Annotated in this window: 13 protein-coding genes and 1 riboswitch; of the genes, 10 read left to right on the top strand and 3 right to left on the bottom strand. The window is 69.7% G+C overall.

The annotated features are described in order from the left end of the window. Nucleotides 1-67 precede the first annotated feature (67 nt). Nucleotides 68-199: riboswitch (FMN riboswitch) on the top strand. Between the two features lie 80 nt (nucleotides 200-279). Genes ribD through ribH form a run of 4 tightly spaced genes read left to right on the top strand, consistent with a single transcriptional unit; the run spans nucleotide 280 to nucleotide 3,799 of the window. After that, entirely contained in the window at nucleotides 280-1,392 is a 1,113-nt protein-coding gene (ribD, locus tag E3O60_RS17335; RefSeq protein ID WP_241993304.1) for a bifunctional diaminohydroxyphosphoribosylaminopyrimidine deaminase/5-amino-6-(5-phosphoribosylamino)uracil reductase RibD, read from the top strand. 9 nt (nucleotides 1,393-1,401) lie between these two features. Further along, complete coding sequence (locus E3O60_RS17330) at nucleotides 1,402-2,070, top strand: riboflavin synthase (RefSeq protein WP_134409451.1); 669 nt, start codon at nucleotides 1,402-1,404, stop codon at nucleotides 2,068-2,070. After that, nucleotides 2,067-3,329: a GTP cyclohydrolase II gene (gene ribA / locus E3O60_RS17325; RefSeq protein WP_134498788.1), complete on the top strand. Its 1,263-nt coding sequence runs from the start codon at nucleotides 2,067-2,069 to the stop codon at nucleotides 3,327-3,329. Before E3O60_RS17330 ends, ribA begins: the two co-directional genes overlap by 4 nt. After that, nucleotides 3,326-3,799, top strand: coding sequence for a 6,7-dimethyl-8-ribityllumazine synthase (gene ribH, locus E3O60_RS17320; RefSeq protein WP_134498786.1), 474 nt, complete (start codon nucleotides 3,326-3,328; stop codon nucleotides 3,797-3,799). Before ribA ends, ribH begins: the two co-directional genes overlap by 4 nt. Before the next feature lie 3 nt (nucleotides 3,800-3,802). On the opposite strand, the gene E3O60_RS17315 is transcribed toward ribH, so the two are convergent. Then, nucleotides 3,803-4,171, bottom strand: coding sequence for a response regulator transcription factor (locus tag E3O60_RS17315; RefSeq protein ID WP_088455231.1), 369 nt, complete (start codon nucleotides 4,169-4,171; stop codon nucleotides 3,803-3,805). A gap of 124 nt (nucleotides 4,172-4,295) precedes the next feature. On the opposite strand from E3O60_RS17315, the gene E3O60_RS17310 reads away from it, so the two are divergent. The 4 genes from E3O60_RS17310 to E3O60_RS17295 all read left to right on the top strand — a co-directional run bounded on the left by E3O60_RS17310 (nucleotide 4,296) and on the right by E3O60_RS17295 (nucleotide 9,867). Then, nucleotides 4,296-5,954 (top strand): HAMP domain-containing sensor histidine kinase, encoded by a 1,659-nt coding sequence (locus E3O60_RS17310; RefSeq protein ID WP_134498784.1) that lies wholly within the window; start codon nucleotides 4,296-4,298, stop codon nucleotides 5,952-5,954. A 127-nt stretch (nucleotides 5,955-6,081) separates the two neighbouring features. After that, the gene (locus E3O60_RS17305) at nucleotides 6,082-7,437 is read left to right on the top strand and encodes an MFS transporter (RefSeq protein WP_134498782.1); all 1,356 of its coding nucleotides are present in this window, start codon (nucleotides 6,082-6,084) and stop codon (nucleotides 7,435-7,437) included. A gap of 150 nt (nucleotides 7,438-7,587) precedes the next feature. Further along, a complete protein-coding gene (locus tag E3O60_RS17300; protein WP_088455228.1) occupies nucleotides 7,588-7,803 on the top strand; it encodes a hypothetical protein in 216 nt (71 codons plus the stop codon). Between the two features lie 120 nt (nucleotides 7,804-7,923). Continuing rightward, nucleotides 7,924-9,867, top strand: a complete 1,944-nt coding sequence (locus E3O60_RS17295) for an ABC transporter ATP-binding protein (RefSeq protein ID WP_088455227.1) — start codon at nucleotides 7,924-7,926, stop codon at nucleotides 9,865-9,867. 100 nt (nucleotides 9,868-9,967) lie between these two features. Here E3O60_RS17295 and E3O60_RS17290 read toward each other — a convergent pair whose 3' ends face one another. Next, entirely contained in the window at nucleotides 9,968-13,039 is a 3,072-nt protein-coding gene (locus E3O60_RS17290) for a glycoside hydrolase family 38 C-terminal domain-containing protein (RefSeq protein ID WP_134498780.1), read from the bottom strand. Nucleotides 13,040-13,132: 93 nt separating this feature from the next. Continuing rightward, the gene (locus E3O60_RS17285) at nucleotides 13,133-15,019 is read right to left on the bottom strand and encodes a phosphoenolpyruvate carboxykinase (GTP) (protein WP_134498778.1); all 1,887 of its coding nucleotides are present in this window, start codon (nucleotides 15,017-15,019) and stop codon (nucleotides 13,133-13,135) included. 148 nt (nucleotides 15,020-15,167) lie between these two features. On the opposite strand from E3O60_RS17285, the gene E3O60_RS17280 reads away from it, so the two are divergent. Beyond that, nucleotides 15,168-16,610 (top strand): helix-turn-helix domain-containing protein, encoded by a 1,443-nt coding sequence (locus E3O60_RS17280; protein ID WP_103459312.1) that lies wholly within the window; start codon nucleotides 15,168-15,170, stop codon nucleotides 16,608-16,610. Nucleotides 16,611-16,793: 183 nt separating this feature from the next. After that, a complete protein-coding gene (locus tag E3O60_RS17275) occupies nucleotides 16,794-19,031 on the top strand; it encodes a bifunctional diguanylate cyclase/phosphodiesterase (protein ID WP_166789023.1) in 2,238 nt (745 codons plus the stop codon). The last annotated feature ends 10 nt before the right edge of the window (nucleotides 19,032-19,041 follow it).

Genomic DNA, 19,041 nt, shown 5'->3' with positions numbered 1-19,041 from the left:
CGGAGGTCGCCGGGTTACGCCGGGAATACGCCGGACCGGTACGCGTTGAGATATAACTGACAGTAGATACGTGCTCCGGGGTCGGTGAGAATCCGAACCGGCGGTGAAAGTCCGCGAGCTGGAACCTGCTTTTCGGGTCCCGGTTGAGCTGGTGAAACTCCAGCACCGACGGTTAAAGTCCGGATGGGAGGCGCACGAGTCGATGGTTCGTTGTGGACCGTCGACGGTTTTCGCGTACGCGAAATCCCCTCCCGGAGCGCCCAAACGACGGGACAGGGAATGCACCAGCAGCACACGCTCGAGCGCGCGATGCGCCGAGCCCTGCAGCTGGCCGGCAACGGCCCGGCCGAGGGGGTCAACCCCCGGGTCGGCTGCGTGATCCTCAGCCCGGCCGGCGAGATCATCGCCGAGGGCTGGCACCGCGGCGCAGGCACCTGCCACGCCGAGGTGGACGCCCTCGCCCGGCTCGACCCGGCCGATGCCCGCGGCGCCACCGCCGTGGTCACCCTCGAACCCTGCAACCACACCGGCCGCACCGGGCCGTGCGCACTGGCCCTCATCGACGCCGGCATCGGCCGGGTGGTCTACGCCGTCGCCGACCCCGGACCGCACTCGTCGGGCGGCGGCGACCGGCTGCGCGCGGCCGGCATCGACGTGACCGGCGGCCTGCTCGCCGACGAGGTGGCGGCCTTCCTGGCCGACTGGCTGGTCTCTGCGCGCCTGGGCCGCCCGTTCGTGACCGTGAAGTGGGCGTCGAGCCTGGATGGCCGCGCCGCCGCCGCCGACGGCACCAGCCAGTGGATCACCGGCCCGGCCGCCCGGCGGGACGTGCACGAGCGCCGCGCCCGCGCGGACGCGATCCTGGTGGGCACCGGCACCGCCCTGGCCGACGACCCGTCGCTTACCGCCCGCGCCGCCGACGGCACCCTGCTGCCGCATCAGCCGCGGCCCGTGGTGGTGGGGCGCCGCCCGGTGCCGGCCGACGCCGCCGTGCACCGGCATCCGCTCACCCCGTGGTTCCTGGCCGGGCACGACGCCACCACGCTGCTGGCCGAGCTGCACGAGCGCGGCATCCGCCGGGTCTTCGTGGAGGGCGGCCCCACCCTGGCCAGCGCCTTCGTACGGGCCGGCCTGGTCGACGAGTACCTCGTCTACCTGGCGCCCACCCTGCTCGGCGGCGACAGGCTGGCCCTGGGCGACATCGGCGTCACCGGCATCGACGCCCAGCGCCGGCTGCGGATCGGAGAGCTGCAGCACCTCGGCGAGGACCTGCTGCTGGTCGCCCGGCCGGCCGACACCGATGCCACTACCGCCGAGACCAGCCCCACCGACCAGACCACCCGGGCCGCCGCGGCACACCCCGGCACACGCCCCGACACACAGACGAGCTGAAGGACCACCATGTTCACCGGAATCATTGAGGAGCTCGGCACCGTCGAGCGCATCGAGCGAACGAAGGATGCTGCCCGCCTCACCATCCGCGGCCCGCTCGCGGTCGACGGCGCCGGGCACGGCGACTCCATCTCGGTGAGCGGTGTCTGCCTCACCGTGGTGGAGCAGACCGATTCGACCTTCACCGCCGACGTGATGGCGCAGACCCTGTCGATGTCCACCCTCGCCGGCGTCACCGCGGGCACCCCGGTGAACCTCGAACGCGCCGCTCTGGTGGGCGGCCGGCTCGGCGGCCACATTGTGCAGGGCCACATCGACGGCACCGGCACGGTGCTGGCCGTCGTGCCCGGCGATGCCTGGCGGGTCGTGCGGTTCAGCCTCGATCCGGCGTTGGCGCCGCTGGTGGTGGACAAGGGCTCCATCGCCATCGACGGGGTCTCCCTCACGGTGAGCAGCATCTCCGCCGCCGCCCAGCCCGACCAGTGGTTCGAGGTGTCGCTGATCCCCGAGACCCTCGCCGCCACCACTCTGGGCGGCCTGACGGTGGGCGACAGGGTCAACCTGGAGACCGACATCCTCGCCCGGCACGTGCAACGGATGCTCGCCCTCGCGGCGAGCGCCGCAGCCCCCTCGACCGAAACATCCGCACCATCCGCAGTTCTAAGGAGCACCCCATGAGCCTCGCCGACATCCCCACCGCACTGGCGGCACTCCGGCTCGGCAAGCCCGTCATCGTCGCCGACGACGAGGGCCGCGAGAACGAGGGCGACGTGATCATCTCCGCCCAACTGGCCACCCAGGAGTGGATCGCCTGGACCGTGCGGCACTCGAGCGGCTTCATCTGCGCGCCGATGACCAACGACATCGCCGACACCCTCGACCTGCCCGTCATGGTGCTCAACAACGAGGACCCGCGCGGCACCAACTACACCGTCACCGTCGACGCTGCCGACCGGTTGAGCACCGGCATCAGCGCGGCCGACCGGGCGCACACCCTGCGGGTGCTCGCCGAACCCAGCTCGACGCCGGCCAGCCTGAACCGTCCCGGCCACATCCTGCCGTTGCGGGCCATGGACGGCGGAGTGCGGGAACGCGACGGCCACACCGAAGCCGCGGTCGACCTGATGAAGCTGGCCGGGCTCACTCCCGTCGCCGGGATCGCCGAGATCGTCGCAGAAGACGGCGAGATGATGCGTCTGCCCGGACTGCTCCTCCTCGGGGAGCGGGAGGGCGTGCCGGTGATCACCATCGCCGACCTCATCGCGCACCTGCAGGAGTTCCACTGCGACGACGACCTCGCCTCGGTCAGCCCGATCCGCGAATCGCCGCGGGTGGACTTCGAGGTGGAGACCACGGTGCCCACCGAACACGGCTCGTTCCAGATTCGCGCGTACCGCGACCGGATGACCGGGGCCGACCATGTCGCCATCGTCTCGGGCAGCCCGCAGGACGGAGCCCTCGTGCGGGTGCACTCTGAATGCCTCACCGGCGAGGCCTTCGGCTCGCTCAAATGCGAGTGCGGGCCGCAGCTGCAGGCCGCGCTGGACACCATCGAACGCGAAGGCGGCGTGGTGGTGTACCTCCGCGGCCAGGAGGGTCGCGGCATCGGCCTGATCAACAAGCTGCGCGCATACAAGCTGCAGGAGGACGGCCTGGACACCCTCGACGCGAACCTCGCGCTGGGCCTGCCGGCCGATTCCCGCGACTACGGCGCGGCCACCGCCATCCTCGACGAACTGGGCCTGGGCTCGGTGCGGCTGCTCACCAACAACCCGGAGAAGGTGCGCCAGCTGCAGACCTACGGCGTGACAGTCACCGAACGGGTGCCGCTGGTCGTGGGCGTTGGCAGCCACAACGAGGACTACCTCGCCGCCAAGCGTGACCGGATGGGTCACGAAATCTCAGCACACCAGATCGTGAAAGGACTCGCACTATGAGTGGAGCAGGATCCCCCGCCATCGACGTCGACGGCACCGGACTGGAGGTGGTGATCGTCGCCGGCCGCTGGCACGACGTGATCACCGACGGTCTCATCGCCGGAGCCACCCGGGTGCTCGAGGCATCCGGGGCGACGTTCTCGCTCGTGCGGGTGCCCGGCAGCTTCGAGCTGCCCGTGGCGAGCAAGGTGGCGCTGGAGAACGGCGCCGACGCTGTGGTGGCACTGGGGGTCATCATCCGCGGCGGCACCCCGCACTTCGAGTACGTGTCGGCGGCGGCAACGGACGGCCTCACCCGGGTGGCGCTGGACACCGGCAAGCCGGTGGGCTTCGGCGTGCTCACCCTCGACGACGAGCAGCAGGGCCTGGACCGGGCCGGACTGCCCGGCTCGAAGGAGGACAAGGGCGAGGAGGCCGCCACCGCGGCGCTGGCCACGGCCCTGGTGCTCAAGGCCCTCCGCGAGTGTTAGGCCCTAGCGGGATTCGAGGAGCGCGGTGACCCGTTCGAGCAGGTCGTTGGCGCGGAACGGCTTGATCAGGTAGCCATCCGCGCCCGTCGCCAGGGCCAGCGCGATGTCGCTGTCCTGCGACTTGGCGGTGAGCAACAGGATGCGCGGCTGGGTCAGCGCGGTGTCGGCCCGCACCTGCGCGCACACCTCGATGCCCGTGAGCTTGGGCATCATCCAGTCCAGCACGATCAGATCGGGCGAGCCGGCGCGGGCGGCCGCGAGGCCCTCCTCACCGTCGCCAGCCTCGGACACCTCGTGCCCGGCCCGGCGCAGTTTGTGGCCGATCAGGGCCCTGACGTCTTCGTCGTCCTCGACGATCAAAATGCGTGACATACGGCGTGTCCCCTGGTTCGGCGGTCTATCTTCAGCGCGTGTCACCCGCACTGGGCACACGACACACTAAGTTGACAATATCCAATCGCGCCGCGGTCGGCTTCACGGGGAAGGCACCACGCGAGTGAACAATCTTGTCGTGTCGCTGTGGGCCGCGCCGCGCCGCTGGCGTTACGCGGCCATCCTCGTGCTTCTGTTGGTGGCCTATGGCCTCGGCAGGGCCTCCCTCGCGGCGCCGCCCTCGCCGACCGGTGTCGCCCAGTGGTGGCCCGCCGCGGCCGCCGCCGTGCTCGCGATGTGTGTGGCCAGGGGCCGGGAACGCGCCGTGGTGGCGATACTGGTCACCGTGGTCACCGTGGCCGCGAACCTCGGCGGCGGCCGTCCCCTGCCGGTTGCCCTCGGCTTCGGTCTTGCCAACGCCCTCGAGGCCTGGGTGTTCAGCGCCATCGTCGCTCGCCGCGACGAACCGGCCCGCCTGGACACCGTGCGGGACGTGCTGCGGTTCACCATCGCCGTTCTGTGTGGCGCCGTCGCGATCGGGCTCGTCGCCGCGAGCACGGTGACGCTGTTCGAGGGCGCCTCGTTCGGCCAGGTGCTGCTTGCCGCCATCCCCTCGCACGCGTTCGCCGTTTTTGTGCTCGTCCCTCTTGCCCTGGTGCGCCGTAGCCAGGCGCGGGCGGAGCGTCGCCTGGAGTTGCTCATCCAGGTGGGCGCCATGATGCTGGTGCTCGGAGTGGTGTACGGGCCGGGCCGGTCACTGCCGATCTCCTTCCTCATCCTGCCGCTGCTCACCTGGGCGGCCTTCAGGTTCGGGATCCGGATCGTGGCCTGGGAAGTCTGCGGCACGGCAATGGTCGCGTCGGGGCTCACCTCGCTCGGGATCGGCTACTTCAGCGCCGCGCAGAGCGGCGCCACCGGCACGAGCGGACCGTACGTGCAAATCTTCCTGGTCACCTTCGCGAGTTCGATGCTGTTGCTGGCCGCCGAGCTGGCCCAGCGCGACGACGTCCTCAGCCGGGAACGGGAGGTGGTGCAGGCCCTGCGCGAGCTCAACCGGCAGAAGGATGACTTCGTCTCGTCGGTCAGCCACGAGCTGCGCACCCCGATCACGAGCATCCTGGGCTTTGCCGAGGAGCTCGAGGACACCACTCTCGACGCCGATCAGGCCCGCTTCACCCGGGTGATCGTGCGCAACTCGCATCGGTTGGCGCAACTGGTGGAGGACCTGTTGGACCTCTCCAAAATGAGCACCCACACCGACACCGGCCAGGACGAGGCCGTTGACCTGGCGGCACTGGTGGCCGAATGTGTCGAGGAGCAGGCCCCGCAGGCGCACGCCGCCGGGGTGAGCCTGACCGCCGAGTTCGGCGCCGGACCGTTCGATGTGCGCAGTTCGGCGTCCGACCTGCGTCGGGTGCTCACGAACCTGGTCTCGAACGCCGTCAAGTTCACTCCTCCGCACGGGCAGGTCTGGGTCGGCTGCACGACCGACACCGACGGCATGTTGCTCACCGTCAGCGACAACGGGGTGGGCATCCCGCCGCAGGACATCGAGCGGGTCTTCGACAGGTTTTTCAGATCGGCGAGCGCCGAGTTGCTGGCGGGCACCGGGCTCGGGCTCCCCCTCACCAAGGGACTCGTCGACAGGCTCGGCGGTACCATCGACCTGCAGTCGGACGGCCACACCGGCACCCACGTCACCGTGGCCCTCCCCCGCGTCTCGCCGCTCCGGTCGGGCACCACGACCGGAACGGATTCGCCCAGCACGACCACCCGAATGTAGGGTGAATCAGGCCGCCACAAGCGGCCGCCGTCTTTCTGAGCGTCAACCCGTCCGCCCCAGACGACTGACCGCCGTCTCGCGCCCAGACTCAGCCACGCCATTTCCTTCATTCGGAGCGCCCACACTCATGTCAGCATCCACCGCGGCGGCCACATCCGTCGCCCCCGCGCCCACGAATCCTCGCAGCCGCGTCATCCTGGCCAGCCTCATCGGCACCACCATCGAGTTCTACGACTTCTACGTCTACGCCACCGCCGCTGTGCTGGTCTTCCCGCACCTGTTCTTCCCGTCCGGCAACGAGACCGCCGCCCTGCTCGCCTCCTTCGCGGTGTTCGGCGCCGCCATGGTGGCCCGGCCGCTCGGCGCCCTGTTCTTCGGCCACTTCGGCGACAAGAAAGGCCGCAAGGCCACCCTGGTCGGAGCGCTGCTCACGATGGGGATCGCCACGTTCCTGATCGGGCTGCTGCCCACCTACGCCATGGTCGGCTGGCTCGCCCCGGCGATGCTGGTGATCCTGCGCCTCGCCCAGGGCTTCGCCCTCGGCGGCGAGTGGAGCGGCGCGGCCCTGGTGGCCACCGAGAACGCCCCCAAGGGCAAGCGCGCCTGGTACGGCACCTTCCCGCAGGTCGGCGCCCCGCTCGGCTTCATCATCGCGAACGGCCTGTTCCTGCTCATCGCGCTGCTGCTGCCCTCCGACGACCCGACCCGGCCGTCGGATGCGTTCCTCGAGTGGGCATGGCGGGTGCCGTTCCTGTTCAGCGCCGTCATGGTGATCGTGGGCCTCTGGGTGCGTCTGCGCCTGGTGGAGAGCGACGCGTTCACCAAGATCGTCACCACCAAGAAGGTCGCCAAGCTGCCGCTCGCCGCGGTGTTCAAGTCCAACTGGCGTGAACTCATCCTGGGCACCTTCATCATGCTGGCCACCTACGTGCTGTTCTACCTGATGACCACGTTCAGCCTCAGCTACGGCCGTGCCGCCACGGATGCGCCGGTGGCGGGCCTCGGCTACAGCTACACCACGTTCGTGCTGATGATGATCGGCGGCGTCGTGTTCTTCGGCATCTTCACCCTCGCCTCCGGGCCGTGGGCGGACAGGTTCGGCCGCCGCCGCACGCTGCTCTGGGTGACCGCGGGAATCGTCGTGTTCGGGTTCCTGTTCGTGCCGCTGCTGGGCGCCGGGTTCCTCGGCGTAATGATCTTCCTGATCCTCGGCTTCAGCCTGATGGGCATGACGTTCGGCCCGATGGGCGCGCTGCTGCCCGAGCTGTTCCCCACCCACGTGCGCTACACGGGCTCCGCGTTCGCGTACAACATGAGCTCGATCCTCGGTGCGGCCGTGGCCCCGTTCATCGCCGTGTGGCTGTGGACCCTCGGCGAGGGCAGCCCGTTCTGGGTGGGCATCTACCTCTCGGTGATGGGCCTGATCACCCTGGTGGCGCTCTACCTCAGCCGCGAGACCCGCGACCTCGACCTCGAGCGCTGACCCGCGCGGCTCGACCCACGCTGGCGCTACAGCTCGCGAAAGCGGTCGTGTGGCTGTCTCAGTTCGCTGAGGTAGCCACATGGCCGCTTTCGCGCAATCGGATGTCAATTTGAGTTGACACGAATGGGATCTGTCAATTACGGTTGACACATGTTGGATGACACGGGACGAACACTGGTGGGCGACGCCGGCTCGGGCGACCCGATCGAGACACTGCGGGCAATCAAGCGGATGCGCGGCGAACTCGACCGCGCCGAGGCCCTGGCCGTGCGGCGGGCACGCAACGCCAATGCGCCCTGGCAGCTGATCGCGCTGGCCCTCGAGGTCTCCCGGCAGGCCGTGCACAAGAAGTACGGCCGTGGCTAGCCTGCACCCGGCGACGCCCGCATCCGCGCGGGCGCCGGTTAAGCTCGACTGGTGAGTACGACACCCCCCGGCACCAGCACCCCCGCGTCCGACACCCCCGCACCCAGGACACGTTCCCGGATGGGCCGCCGCGGCGCCCCGACCGAAGGGCCGCGGGCCTCCTTCAGCCAGTTGCTGCCCTACCTGTCCGAACACCGGGCCGTGCTCAGCGTTGTCGTGGTGCTCAGCGTGCTCGGCGCCGCCGCGAGCCTGGCCCAGCCGCTGCTGGTGAGCCAGGTGATCACCCTCGTCGAGGCCGGCGACCCGCTGGACAACATCGTCACGGGGCTCGTCGCGCTCGTCGTGGTCTCCGCCCTGATCAGCGGATACCAGCACTACCTTCTGCAGCGCACCGGCGAGGGCGTGGTGCTCTCCAGCCGCCGCCGCCTGATCGGGCGGATGCTGAACCTGCCGATCAGCCAGTTCGACGCCCGCCGCACCGGCGACCTGGTCTCCAGGGTCAGCTCGGACACCACCCTGCTCCGCGCCGTGCTCACCCAGGGCGCCGTGGAGGCCATCGGCGGGTCGCTCACCTTCATCGGCGCCATCATCGCGATGCTCATCATCGACCCGGTGCTGCTGGGCCTGACGGTGCTCGTGATCGCCGTGTCAGTGGTTACCGTGGTGCTGCTGTCCCGGCGCATCCGCACCGCCAGCCTGGCCGCCCAGACCAAGGTCGGCGACCTGGCCGCCAGCGTTGAACGGGCCATCAGCGCCGTACGCACGGTGCGCGCCGCCAACGCCACCGCCCGCGAGATCGCGGTGGTCGAAAAGGACGCCGAGGGTGCCTGGCAGATGGGCATCAAGGTCGCCAAGGTCTCGGCCCTGGTCGTGCCGATCGCCGGCATCGCGCTGCAGGTGTCGCTGCTCGTGGTGCTCGGCGTCGGGGGCTTCCGGGTGGCGGACGGCAGCATCACCATCGCCGACCTGGTGTCGTTCATCCTGTTCCTGTTCATGATGATCATGCCGCTGGGCCAGTTCTTCGGCGCGATCACCTCGGTCAACTCGGCGCTCGGCGCCCTCGGCCGCATCCAGGAGATCATCGACCTGCCCAGCGAAGACCAGTTCGACCGCGACATCGCGCCGCTGGCCATCGTGGTGGGCGCCGCGAACGCCAAGGTCAACCCGGAGGCGCCGGCGATCTCGTTCGAGGACGTGCGCTTCCACTACGCCCCCACCGTGCTCGCCACGACGGATGCCGCCACCGGCGAGCAGCTGGCTGCCGTGCGCCCCGGCCCGGTCGCCCAGGCGGTCCTCGCCGCCGAGGACGGCAGCACCCCCGACGCCACCACCGAGTTCACCGGCCCCGACACGACGGCCCCTGCTGTCGGCCCTGCCACCCCGACACCGGTGCTGCGCGGCGTCTCGTTCAGTGCCCCCCGCGGTCTGCGCACCGCTCTGGTGGGCCCGTCCGGTGCCGGCAAGAGCACCATCCTCGCGCTGATCGAGCGGTTCTACGACGCCGACTCCGGCGTGGTGCGGCTCGGCGGCCTCGACATCCGCAGCCTGGACCGCACCGACCTGCGCGGTCAGATCGGCTACGTGGAGCAGGACGCCCCCGTGCTGGCCGGCTCGCTGCGCGACAACCTCACCCTCGCCACGCCGGACGCCACCGACGAGCAGTGCGTGGCCGTGCTGCACGCCGTGAACCTCGGCGAGGTGCTCGACCGCGACCCGGCCGGCCTCGGTGCCGCGGTCGGCGAAGACGGCGTCAAACTCTCCGGCGGCGAACGCCAGCGCCTCGCCATCGCCCGGGCGCTGCTCGCCGCCCCGCCGATCCTGCTGCTGGACGAGTCCACCTCAAGCCTGGACGGCATGAACGAACAGCTGATGCGCGAGGCCATCGACGCCGTGGCGGTGGACCGCACCCTGATCGTGATCGCGCACCGGCTCTCCACCGTGGTCGACTCTGACCAGATCGTGGTCCTGGACCACGGCGAGGTCGTCGGCACCGGGACCCACTCCGAGCTGGTGCTCTCCACCCCGCTGTACCGCGACCTGGCCAAGCACCAGCTGCTGGTCTAACAGCACTCGCGAGGTCTTCCGCGAGGTCCACTCTCCCCGCGAGAGCGGGCACGTGGCTGCCTCCGCACCCGCGACACGACCACGTGGCCGCTTTCGCGAGTTACCGGCGGCGGATGAAGCGCAGCGTGACGATCTCGAACGGGCGCAGGGTGAGGGTGAGGGCGTGCGACTCCACCGGGAGCGGCGCCCCGGCGGCGAGCTCGACGCGGGGCTCGGCCAGCGGGCGCTCGAGCAGGTCGGTCTCCACCACATCCGTCGCCTCGAAATGCCGGATGAGACGCGCCGTCGACCGATTGCCGTGCGCCTCGTACAGCCGCACGATCACATCCCCGCTCCGGTCTTCGGCGAGCTTGACCGCCTCGATCACCACGGCCGGGTTGTCGACCCGGAGCAGGGGCTCGACGACAGCGTCGGCCACCCCGGTCACGGTGCGCAGCGGCAGGTTCAGCCGGTAGCCCTCGGCCACGGCCTCGGGGATGCCGGAGCCCACCCGCAGGGAGACCCGCAGCTCATGCCGGCCCTGGTCGGCGGCGGGGTCGGGGAACACCGCCGCGCGCAGCAGCGAAAGCCGCACCGTGGTCGCGGACCGGCCGGCGCCGTCCGGGGACCGGCTGATGTCATGTCCGTAGGTGGAATCGTTGGCCACGGCCACCCCGTAGCCGGGCTCGCCCGCGTGCACCCACCGATGCGCCACCGTCTCGAACCGGGCGGCATCCCAGGAGGTGTTGGTGTGCGTGGCCCGGAAGACGTGGCCGAACTGGATCTCCGAGGCGGCCCGGTCGGCAATCACGTCGAGCGGGAAGGCCAGCTTGAGCAGCTTCTGCCGTTCGTGCCAGTCCAGATCGAAGTGCAGATCCACCGCCGGCGACCCCGCCGACAGGGTGATGTCCTCGACCACGCGGGAGGTCCCGAAGGCACGGGTCACCCGCACGCGGGCCCGGTCGGGCGTGTCCAGGATCACCTCGACGGACTCCGCCGTGGTCAGGTCCACGGTGTTGCGTTTGTAGTGTTCGTCGATGTCCCAGGCGTCCCACTGGGTGGGGGTGTCCCGGTGCAGCTGCAGCAGGTTGCCCCGGGAACCCGCCGGCACCAGCTCGCGGTGCGCGATCACGTCCCACACCGAGCTGAAGAGCCCGTCGGCGTCGATGGTGACGGCCACGAGTCCGTTGTCGAGCACGAGGCCGGCCGCCGTGCGGGTCAGGGTGACGTCAGCCGCCGGCGCCGCCGGATCGGGGTGGGCGGCATCCGCGCCCGCCAGCCCCGCCACGCCGTCAAGGGCGTACGGGCCCGCGTTCAGGAGAACTGTGCTGTCGCCGGTGGAGCACAGCTGCCGCACAGTGGTCTCGATCAGGTCGGTCAGGGTCCCGGCGACGGCGGCGTAGTTGCGTTCGGCTTCCTGGTGCACCCAGGCGATGGAGGAGCCGGGCAGGATGTCGTGGAACTGTTGCAGCAGCACGGTGTGCCAGGTCTGCTCGAGCAGATCGTAGGGGTAGGCGACCCCCGAGCGCACGGATGCCGTGGCCGCCCACAGTTCGGCCTCGCGCAGCAGGTGCTCGCTGCGGCGGTTGCCGCGTTTGGTGCGAGCCTGGGAGGTGTAGGTGCCCCGGTGGAACTCGAGGTACAACTCGCCGAGCCAGACCGGCGGCTCGGGGTACTCGGCCTCGGCCGCCTCGAAAAACCGTCGCGGGCTGGACAGCTCCACCGTCGGCGAGCCTTCCAGCGACTCGGTTCGGCGGGCGGCGGCGATCATCTCCGTGGTCGGTCCGCCGCCGCCGTCCCCCCATCCGAATGGCACGAGCGACGTGTTGGCCGACCCCTTCTCGGCATATTGGTGCTCCGCTCGCGCCAGCTCCTCCCCCGACAACTCCGCGTTATACGTGTCGACGGGAGGGAAGTGGGTGAAAATCTGAGTGCCATCGATGCCTTCCCACCGGAAGGTGTGGTGCGGCATCAGGTTGGTCTCGTTCCAGGAGGTCTTTTGGGTCAGGAACCACCGCGACCCTGCCGCCGCCACGATTTGCGGCAACGCCGCCGAATAGCCGAACGAGTCGGGCAGCCACACCTCCAGCGGCTCGACGCCGAATTCCTCCATGAAAAAACGCTTCCCGGCGACGAATTGGCGAGCCAGCGCCTCACCACCGGGCATGTTGGTGTCCGACTCCACCCACATCCCACCCACCGGCACAAACGTGCCGGCCGCGACCTGCGCCTTGACCCTGGCGAACAGCTCCGGGTAGTGCTCCTTGAGCCAGGCATACTGCTGGGCGGATGACGCGGCGAAGGTGAAGTCCGGGTTCGCCTCGATCAGGGCCAGCACATTGGAGAAGGTGCGTGCCACCTTGCGCACAGTCTCCCGCACCGGCCAGAGCCAGGCGCTGTCGATGTGGGCGTGGCCCACGGCGTGCAGATGGTGGGCGCTCGCGTTCGCCGGTCGGGCGAGCACTTCGGCGAGCGCGGCGCGTCCACGGGACGCCGTGCCCGCGACGTCGTCAGGGTCCACGACGTCGATGCTGCGTTCCAGCGCCCGTAGTATCTCCGCCCGCCGGGCGAGACCCGTGGGAAGCTCACGCATAAGACCGGTCAGGGTCCAGAAATCCTGCAGGAGCTCCCACACGGTCTGGTCCTTGAGCACCACGTCCACCTGCCGAAGCCGGTAGATCGGGGTGGCTCCGGCCGTGGCGGGGTCGCCCTTATCGGTGGCGACGAAGGTGAAGCCGGAGGTGACATCCGGGTTGGCGGCCGCCTCGATGTAAAGGTCGATGCGCCCACCGGGTCCCACCGTCAGAGGGACGGAGCGGTTGCGGGGCTCGACCGCCTTGAGGATGACACCGTCCGGGGACCAGACCAGGCCTTCGGCCTGGAACCCCGGCGTCGCCTTGCTGAAGCCGAGATCGACCAGGAGTTCGACCCGCAGGGAGTCGTCGACCGGCCACTGGGCCGGAACGCTGCCGGTGACGTGCAACCAGGTCGTTCCCCACGGCCGCCCCCAGGTTCGGCCGGTACCGAACGGGCTGTAGTCCTGGCGGATGGCGTCCATGAAGGGTACGGGCTCACCCGGAGCATCCCACGATTCGATGGCGAGGGGCACGGCGGCCCGGTTGAGGGCTGGTCGGAGCCGTTCCCGGACGAACCGGCTGATCCGCAATTCCACGAGCGTGCTGTCATCATGCATGACTGGTACCGGCTCTCTCACCCTTGATTGCGCCTGGACGACAGCATCCTATTCCGTCCTAAAAAATCACTATCTCCTTATTTGCGGATGCCGCTACGTTGCGAGGTGGTAGCGCAGGCTGGCGAGCTCGGACCGCAGCGCGGCCGGCACTCGGCCGCCGAATCGGCCGAAGAACTCCTCGGTGAGGTCGCACTCGGCCAGCCAGGAGGCCGGGTCGATGCGGAACAGCTGCTCGAGGGCATCCGGTGTCACGTCGAGGCCGTCGACGTTGATGGCGCCGGGCTCCGGCATCCGCCCGATCGGGGTATCGACGGCGTCGACGCTGCCCTCGACCCGGCGGATGATCCACTCGAGCACCCGGGAGTTCTCGCCGAAGCCGGGCCAGAGGAAGCTGCCGTCCTCGCCCTTGCGGAACCAGTTGACCTGGAAGATCGCGGGCGCCTTGACGCCCAGTCCGCGGCCGACCCGCAGCCAGTGCGCCCAGTAGTCGGCCATGTTGTAGCCGCAGAACGGCAGCATTGCGAAGGGGTCTCGGCGCAGCTCTCCCACGGTGCCTTCGGCGGCGGCGGTCTTCTCCGAGGAGATGGTGGCGCCCATGAACACGCCGTGCTTCCAGCTGCGGGCCTCCGCGACCAGCGGCACGTTGGTGGCGCGCCGGCCGCCGAACAGGATGGCGTCGATGGGCACTCCCCCACTGGATTCCCAGCTGTCGGCGATCGACGGGCACTGCGCCGCCGGCACGGTGAATCGGGAGTTGGGGTGCGCGGCCGGCCGGCCGCTGTCGGGCGTCCAGGAGTTGCCCTCCCAGTCGGTGAGGTGCGCGGGCGGGGTGTCGGTCAGGCCCTCCCACCACACGTCGCCGTCGTCGCGGAGGGCGACGTTGGTGAAGATGGTGTTGCCCCACACCGTCTGCACGGCGGTGGGGTTGGTGGTCTCACCGGTGCCGGGGGCCACGCCGAAGAACCCGGCCTCGGGGTTGATCGCCCAGAGCCGGCCGTCGTCGCCGGGGCGCAGCCACGCGATGTCGTCGCCGATGGTCTCCACGGTCCAGCCCGGAACGGTGGGCTTGAGCATCGACAGGTTGGTCTTGCCGCAGGCCGAGGGGAACGCGGCGGCCACATGGTAGGTGCCGCCCTCGGGTGAGGTGACCTTGATCAGCAGCATGTGCTCGGCCAGCCAGCCCTCATCACGGGCCATCACCGACGCGATCCGCAGCGCGAACGACTTCTTCGACAGCAGGGCGTTGCCGCCGTAGCCGGAGCCGAACGACCAGACCTCGCGGTCCTCGGGGAACTGCACGATGTACTTGGTGTCGTTGCTGGGCCAGGTGACATCGGCCCGGCGGATGCCGGCACCGTCCACGAGCGGGAAGCCAACGCTGTGCACGGTGTGCACCCACGGGGCGCCCGCCTCGATCAGGCGCAGCACGGCAGCGCCCATCCGCGTCATGATGCCCATGTGCAGCACCACGTAGGGCGAGTCGGTGATCTCCACGCCGAGTTGCGAGATGGGGCCACCGAGCGGTCCCATCGAGAACGGCACGACGTACATCGTGCGGCCGCGCATGCTGCCGGCGAAGACGCCGTTCAGTTCGGCGCGCATCGCCTTCGGTTCCGCCCAGGTGTTGGTGGGGCCGGCGTCATCGGGGTCGGTGGAGCAGATGAAGGTGCGGTCCTCCACCCGGGCCACGTCGGTCGGGCTGGTGCGGGCGAGGAAGCTGTTCGGCCGCCACTCCGGGTTGAGCCTGATGAGCTTGCCCTCGTCGACGAGCTGTTTGGACAGGCCGTCGGCCTCCTGCGCGGTGCCGGTGCACCAGACGATGGCGTCGGGCCGGGTGAGGCGGGCAATCTCGTCGACCCAGGCCCGCAGGGCGGGGTCGGTGGTACCCGTGGGTACACCGGGGACGGTGGCGGCCGAGGTCTGGGTCGCGTGTAAGGTGTGGGCGCGGATGTCGCTGCGCACGGGGTGGGTGACGGTCATGGTCTGGCCTTCCTCAGGATTCGGACGGGGCGGGAAGAGTGGGGCAGGAGCGCTAATTTCGTCCTGTGCATTAAGAATGCGACCGAATCGGGGTCAGGAACCGGAAAACAGTCGTTAAGAACCACGGTTCTTTACGTATGCTTAAGGAATGCCAACGCCGGCCTCCGACCTCGTCACCCTGGGTCATCGCATCCGTCACTTTCGGAGCGAGCGCGCGCTCACCCTGGACCAGCTCGGTGAGCAGGTAGGTCTGGCGGCCAGTCAGCTCTCCCTGATCGAGAACGGCCGGCGCGAGCCCAAGCTGTCAGTCCTGCAGCAGTTAGCGCAGGCCCTCGGGGTGCCGCTGGCCGACCTGCTCAGCGGTGAGGCGCCCAACACCCGGGCGGCCCTGGAGATCGAGCTGGCCCGGGCGCAGAAGAACCCGCTCTACGGTGCGCTCGGCCTGCCCCAGGTGAAGGTGACCAAGGGCATGCCGCTGCCGGCGATCGAGTCTCTCGTGGGCCTGCACCGCGAGCTCGCCCGTCGGGCCAGTGAGGCCATCGCCACCCCGGAGGAGGCCCGCCGGGCCAACACCGAACTGCGCGAACGGATGCGGGAACGCGGCAACTACATGCCCGACATCGAAAAACTTGCCGAGGAGCGCGTGCGCGCCTCCGGGCACGTCTCCGGCGCGCTCACCCACCGCGAGGTCAGCGTGATGGCCGAGCAGCTGGGCTTCACCCTGATTTACGTGAACGACCTGCCGCACTCCACCCGGTCGGTGACCGACCTGGCCAACCACCGCATCTACCTGCCGCCGGCGTCGATCCCGGGCGGGCACGGGCTGCGGTCGATGGCGCTGCAGGCGATGGGGCACCGGCTGCTCGGTCACGAGCGCCCGGCCAGCTACGCCGAATTTCTCTGGCAGCGATTGGAGATCAACTACTTCGCCGCCTGCTGCCTGATGCCGTTGGAGGCCACTCGCACGTTCCTGCAGAACGCCAAGCGGGAGCGGGTGCTCTCGGTGGAAGACCTGCGCGACGCGTTCGGAGTCACCCACGAGGCTGCGGCGCTGCGGCTGACCAACCTGGCCACCACCCACCTGGACATGACCGTGCACTTCCTGCGGGTCACCGGCGACGGCGCGCTGCAGAAGGGCTACGAGAACGACGGCCTGCCGTTGCCCGCGGACGTGACCGGGTCGATCGAAGGCCAGCTGGTCTGCAAGCAGTGGAGCGCCCGCAGCGCGTTCACGCACACCAACCGCACCACCGAGTTCTACCAGTACACCGACACCCCGGCCGGCACCTTCTGGTGCGCCACCCAGACCGGCAGCACATCGGATGGCGAGTTCTCGATCAGCGTCGGCGCCCCGTTCGCGCAGGCCAAGTGGTTCCGCGGCCGGGAGACCACGCAGCGGGCGGTGTCCCGCTGCCCCGACGAGTCCTGTTGCCGGCGTCCGTCGGGCGCGGTCGCCGCCCGCTGGGACGGCCAGGCCTGGCCGAGCGCCCGGCTGCACGCGCACGTGCTCTCGCCGCTGCCCAGCGGTACCTTCCCCGGCGTCGACGACACCGAGGTGTACAGGTTCCTCGAGGAGCACGCCGACCAATAGCGCCCGGCGCGCCCCGGATGCCCCCATCGTCGTCGGGTTTGGCGAGAGTGTCCCTGGAAGCACCATGTGACGGCTAACGTGAGTAGACGAAGTCTGGGGGCGGCGATGGCGGCGACTACATCTGCGGCGCAGGGTGAACAGACACGGTCAGGTGGGCGGTTCGCCTCGTGGCCGATCTGGATCATGGCGCTCCTGCTGGCGACGTTCTCCGTCGCCATCCTGCTCCGACGTGACACCGAGTTCAGCCCGCTCGTCGACGGGTGGCTGGGGCTGCTCGCAATGGTGGTTCCCATCTTCGTCTGCGTGCGGGCCCTCCACCGCACCCGGTTCGGCCAGCTGGAGCTGGTGCTCGCTGCGGCAGCGGTGACCTCCTGGGCGGTCGGGAACATCTATTTTGTGCTCTCGGCAGGCTTCGGCGTGACGCTGCCGTACCCGTCGCTCGCCGACATCGGGTTCCTGGCCTTCTGCCCCCTGATGATGGCTGCGCTGGTGGTGTTGGTGCGCCGGAAAGCGCGGGACATGGCCTGGTCTGTTGCGCTGGACGGCGCCCTGGGCAGCGTCGCCGCGGCAGCCGTGCTGGCGGTGCTGCTGAATCCCATCCTGGGCCCCGTCGCCGACAGACCGGCCTCGCTGGCCACTGCGGTCGCGGTGTCGTATCCCCTGGCCGACCTGCTGCTCGTGGCCGTCTTCGTCGGGGTCGGGGCCTCCCAGGGGCGGAACGCGGGTCCCCGATGGATCCTGCTCGTGTTGGGCCTGATGACGTTTGCCGCCACCGACGTCACCTACGCCCTGCTGGAACTCACCGACCTGTACGTCGTGGGCACCCCACTCGACATGGGCTGGGCCATCGGCCTCGCCTTTATCGCGTGCTGGATCGACGTATCCGCCCGCGCCGACAGGACGCGACCCGTCCCGGCGTGGTCGATTCCCGCGCAGGCCGTGCCGGCGTTGGCCACGGCCACCGGGCTGGGTGTCCTGATCCTGGCAAGCGAGGTGGAGGTCCCGCCGCTCGCAGTGGCGCTCGCCAGCCTGACCCTGGTGCTGGCCGCGGTTCCCCTGGTGTTCAGGCAGCGGATCCGGCTCGCGGACATGCACCGCCAAGCCATGACGGACGAGCTCACCGGCCTGCCCAACCGGCGCGCACTGTACGCCGAGGTGCCCGCTCGGCTGGCCGCCGATCGGCAACGCCGCAGTGCGCTCCTGCTGCTTGATCTCGACAAATTCAAGGAGGTCAACGACAGCCTCGGACACGACGTTGGCGACGGTCTGCTCCGGGTGGTGGCCGGGCGACTGTCGGCGCAGCTGCGCGAGGCCGATCTGCTGGCCCGACTGGGTGGGGACGAATTCGCCATCCACCTCGACGGATGCGATGTCGCCGCGGCCGAGAGCGTCGCCGTGAAGCTGCGCACGGCACTGGCCGAACCGTTCACCCTGGCCGGCATCACCCTGCAGGCCCACGCCAGCATCGGAATTGCCCTCCACCCCGAGCAGGGCCAGGACCTCACCCTGCTGCTGCGCAAGGCCGACATGGCCATGTACCGGGCGAAGTCCACGCGGGGCGGGCACCACGTCTACCGCGACGACGACGGCCAGGGCGACGAGCGGTTACGCACCCTGGCGGAGCTGCGCACGGCGCTGCTCGAAGACCAGCTGCTGCTCCACTACCAGCCCAAGGTCGATCTCGCTGTCGGCACCGTCCGGGCCGTTGAGGCCCTCGTGCGCTGGGATCACCCGGTGCGCGGGCTGCTCTATCCGGATGCCTTCCTCGCACTCGTCGAGGAGGCCGGGCTGATGCCGGCGATGACGCAGATCGTGTTCGAGAAGGCCCTGGATCAGACTGCTCGCTGGCAGGAGCAAGGGCGCACGCTGTCTGTGGCGGTCAATCTCTCGGCAAGCTCACTCGTCGACGTTGAACTGCCCGATCGGATCGCTGACATGGTCGCCGCGCGCGGGCTGGTTCCCTCAGTTCTGGTGCTCGAGATCACCGAAGACTTCCTGATGGGAGACCGGGAACGGGCACACGCCATCCTCACCCGGCTGCGTGACCTCGGGGTGCGGATCGCCGTGGACGATTTCGGCACCGGCTACAGCTCCCTGGCGTATCTCCGTGATCTGCCCATCGACGAGCTGAAGCTGGACAAGTCCTTCGTGATGCCGATGGCCGACGATCCGCGCGCGGCCGCGCTCGTGGCCTCGACCATCGATCTGGCGCACAGCCTCGGCCTGCGGATGGTGGCCGAAGGTGTCGAGAGCAGCGTCGCCTACGCAGACCTCGCCGGCCACGGGTGCGACGTCGCGCAGGGCTTCTTCATTTCCCCGCCCGTGCCGGTAGCCGAACTGGATGCCTGGCTTGCCAGCCGCGAGGTGGCCGTTGTGACCGGCCTCACGGCCACGCTGTTCACCCCTCGTGGGGGCCGGTAGGTTATTGGCC

It is taken from the genome of Cryobacterium sp. TMB1-7, from assembly GCF_004402435.1.
Lineage (GTDB): Bacteria > Actinomycetota > Actinomycetes > Actinomycetales > Microbacteriaceae > Cryobacterium > Cryobacterium zongtaii.
Note: the sequence above shows the minus strand (reverse complement) of the source record. Positions and strands in the feature narration are given on the sequence as shown.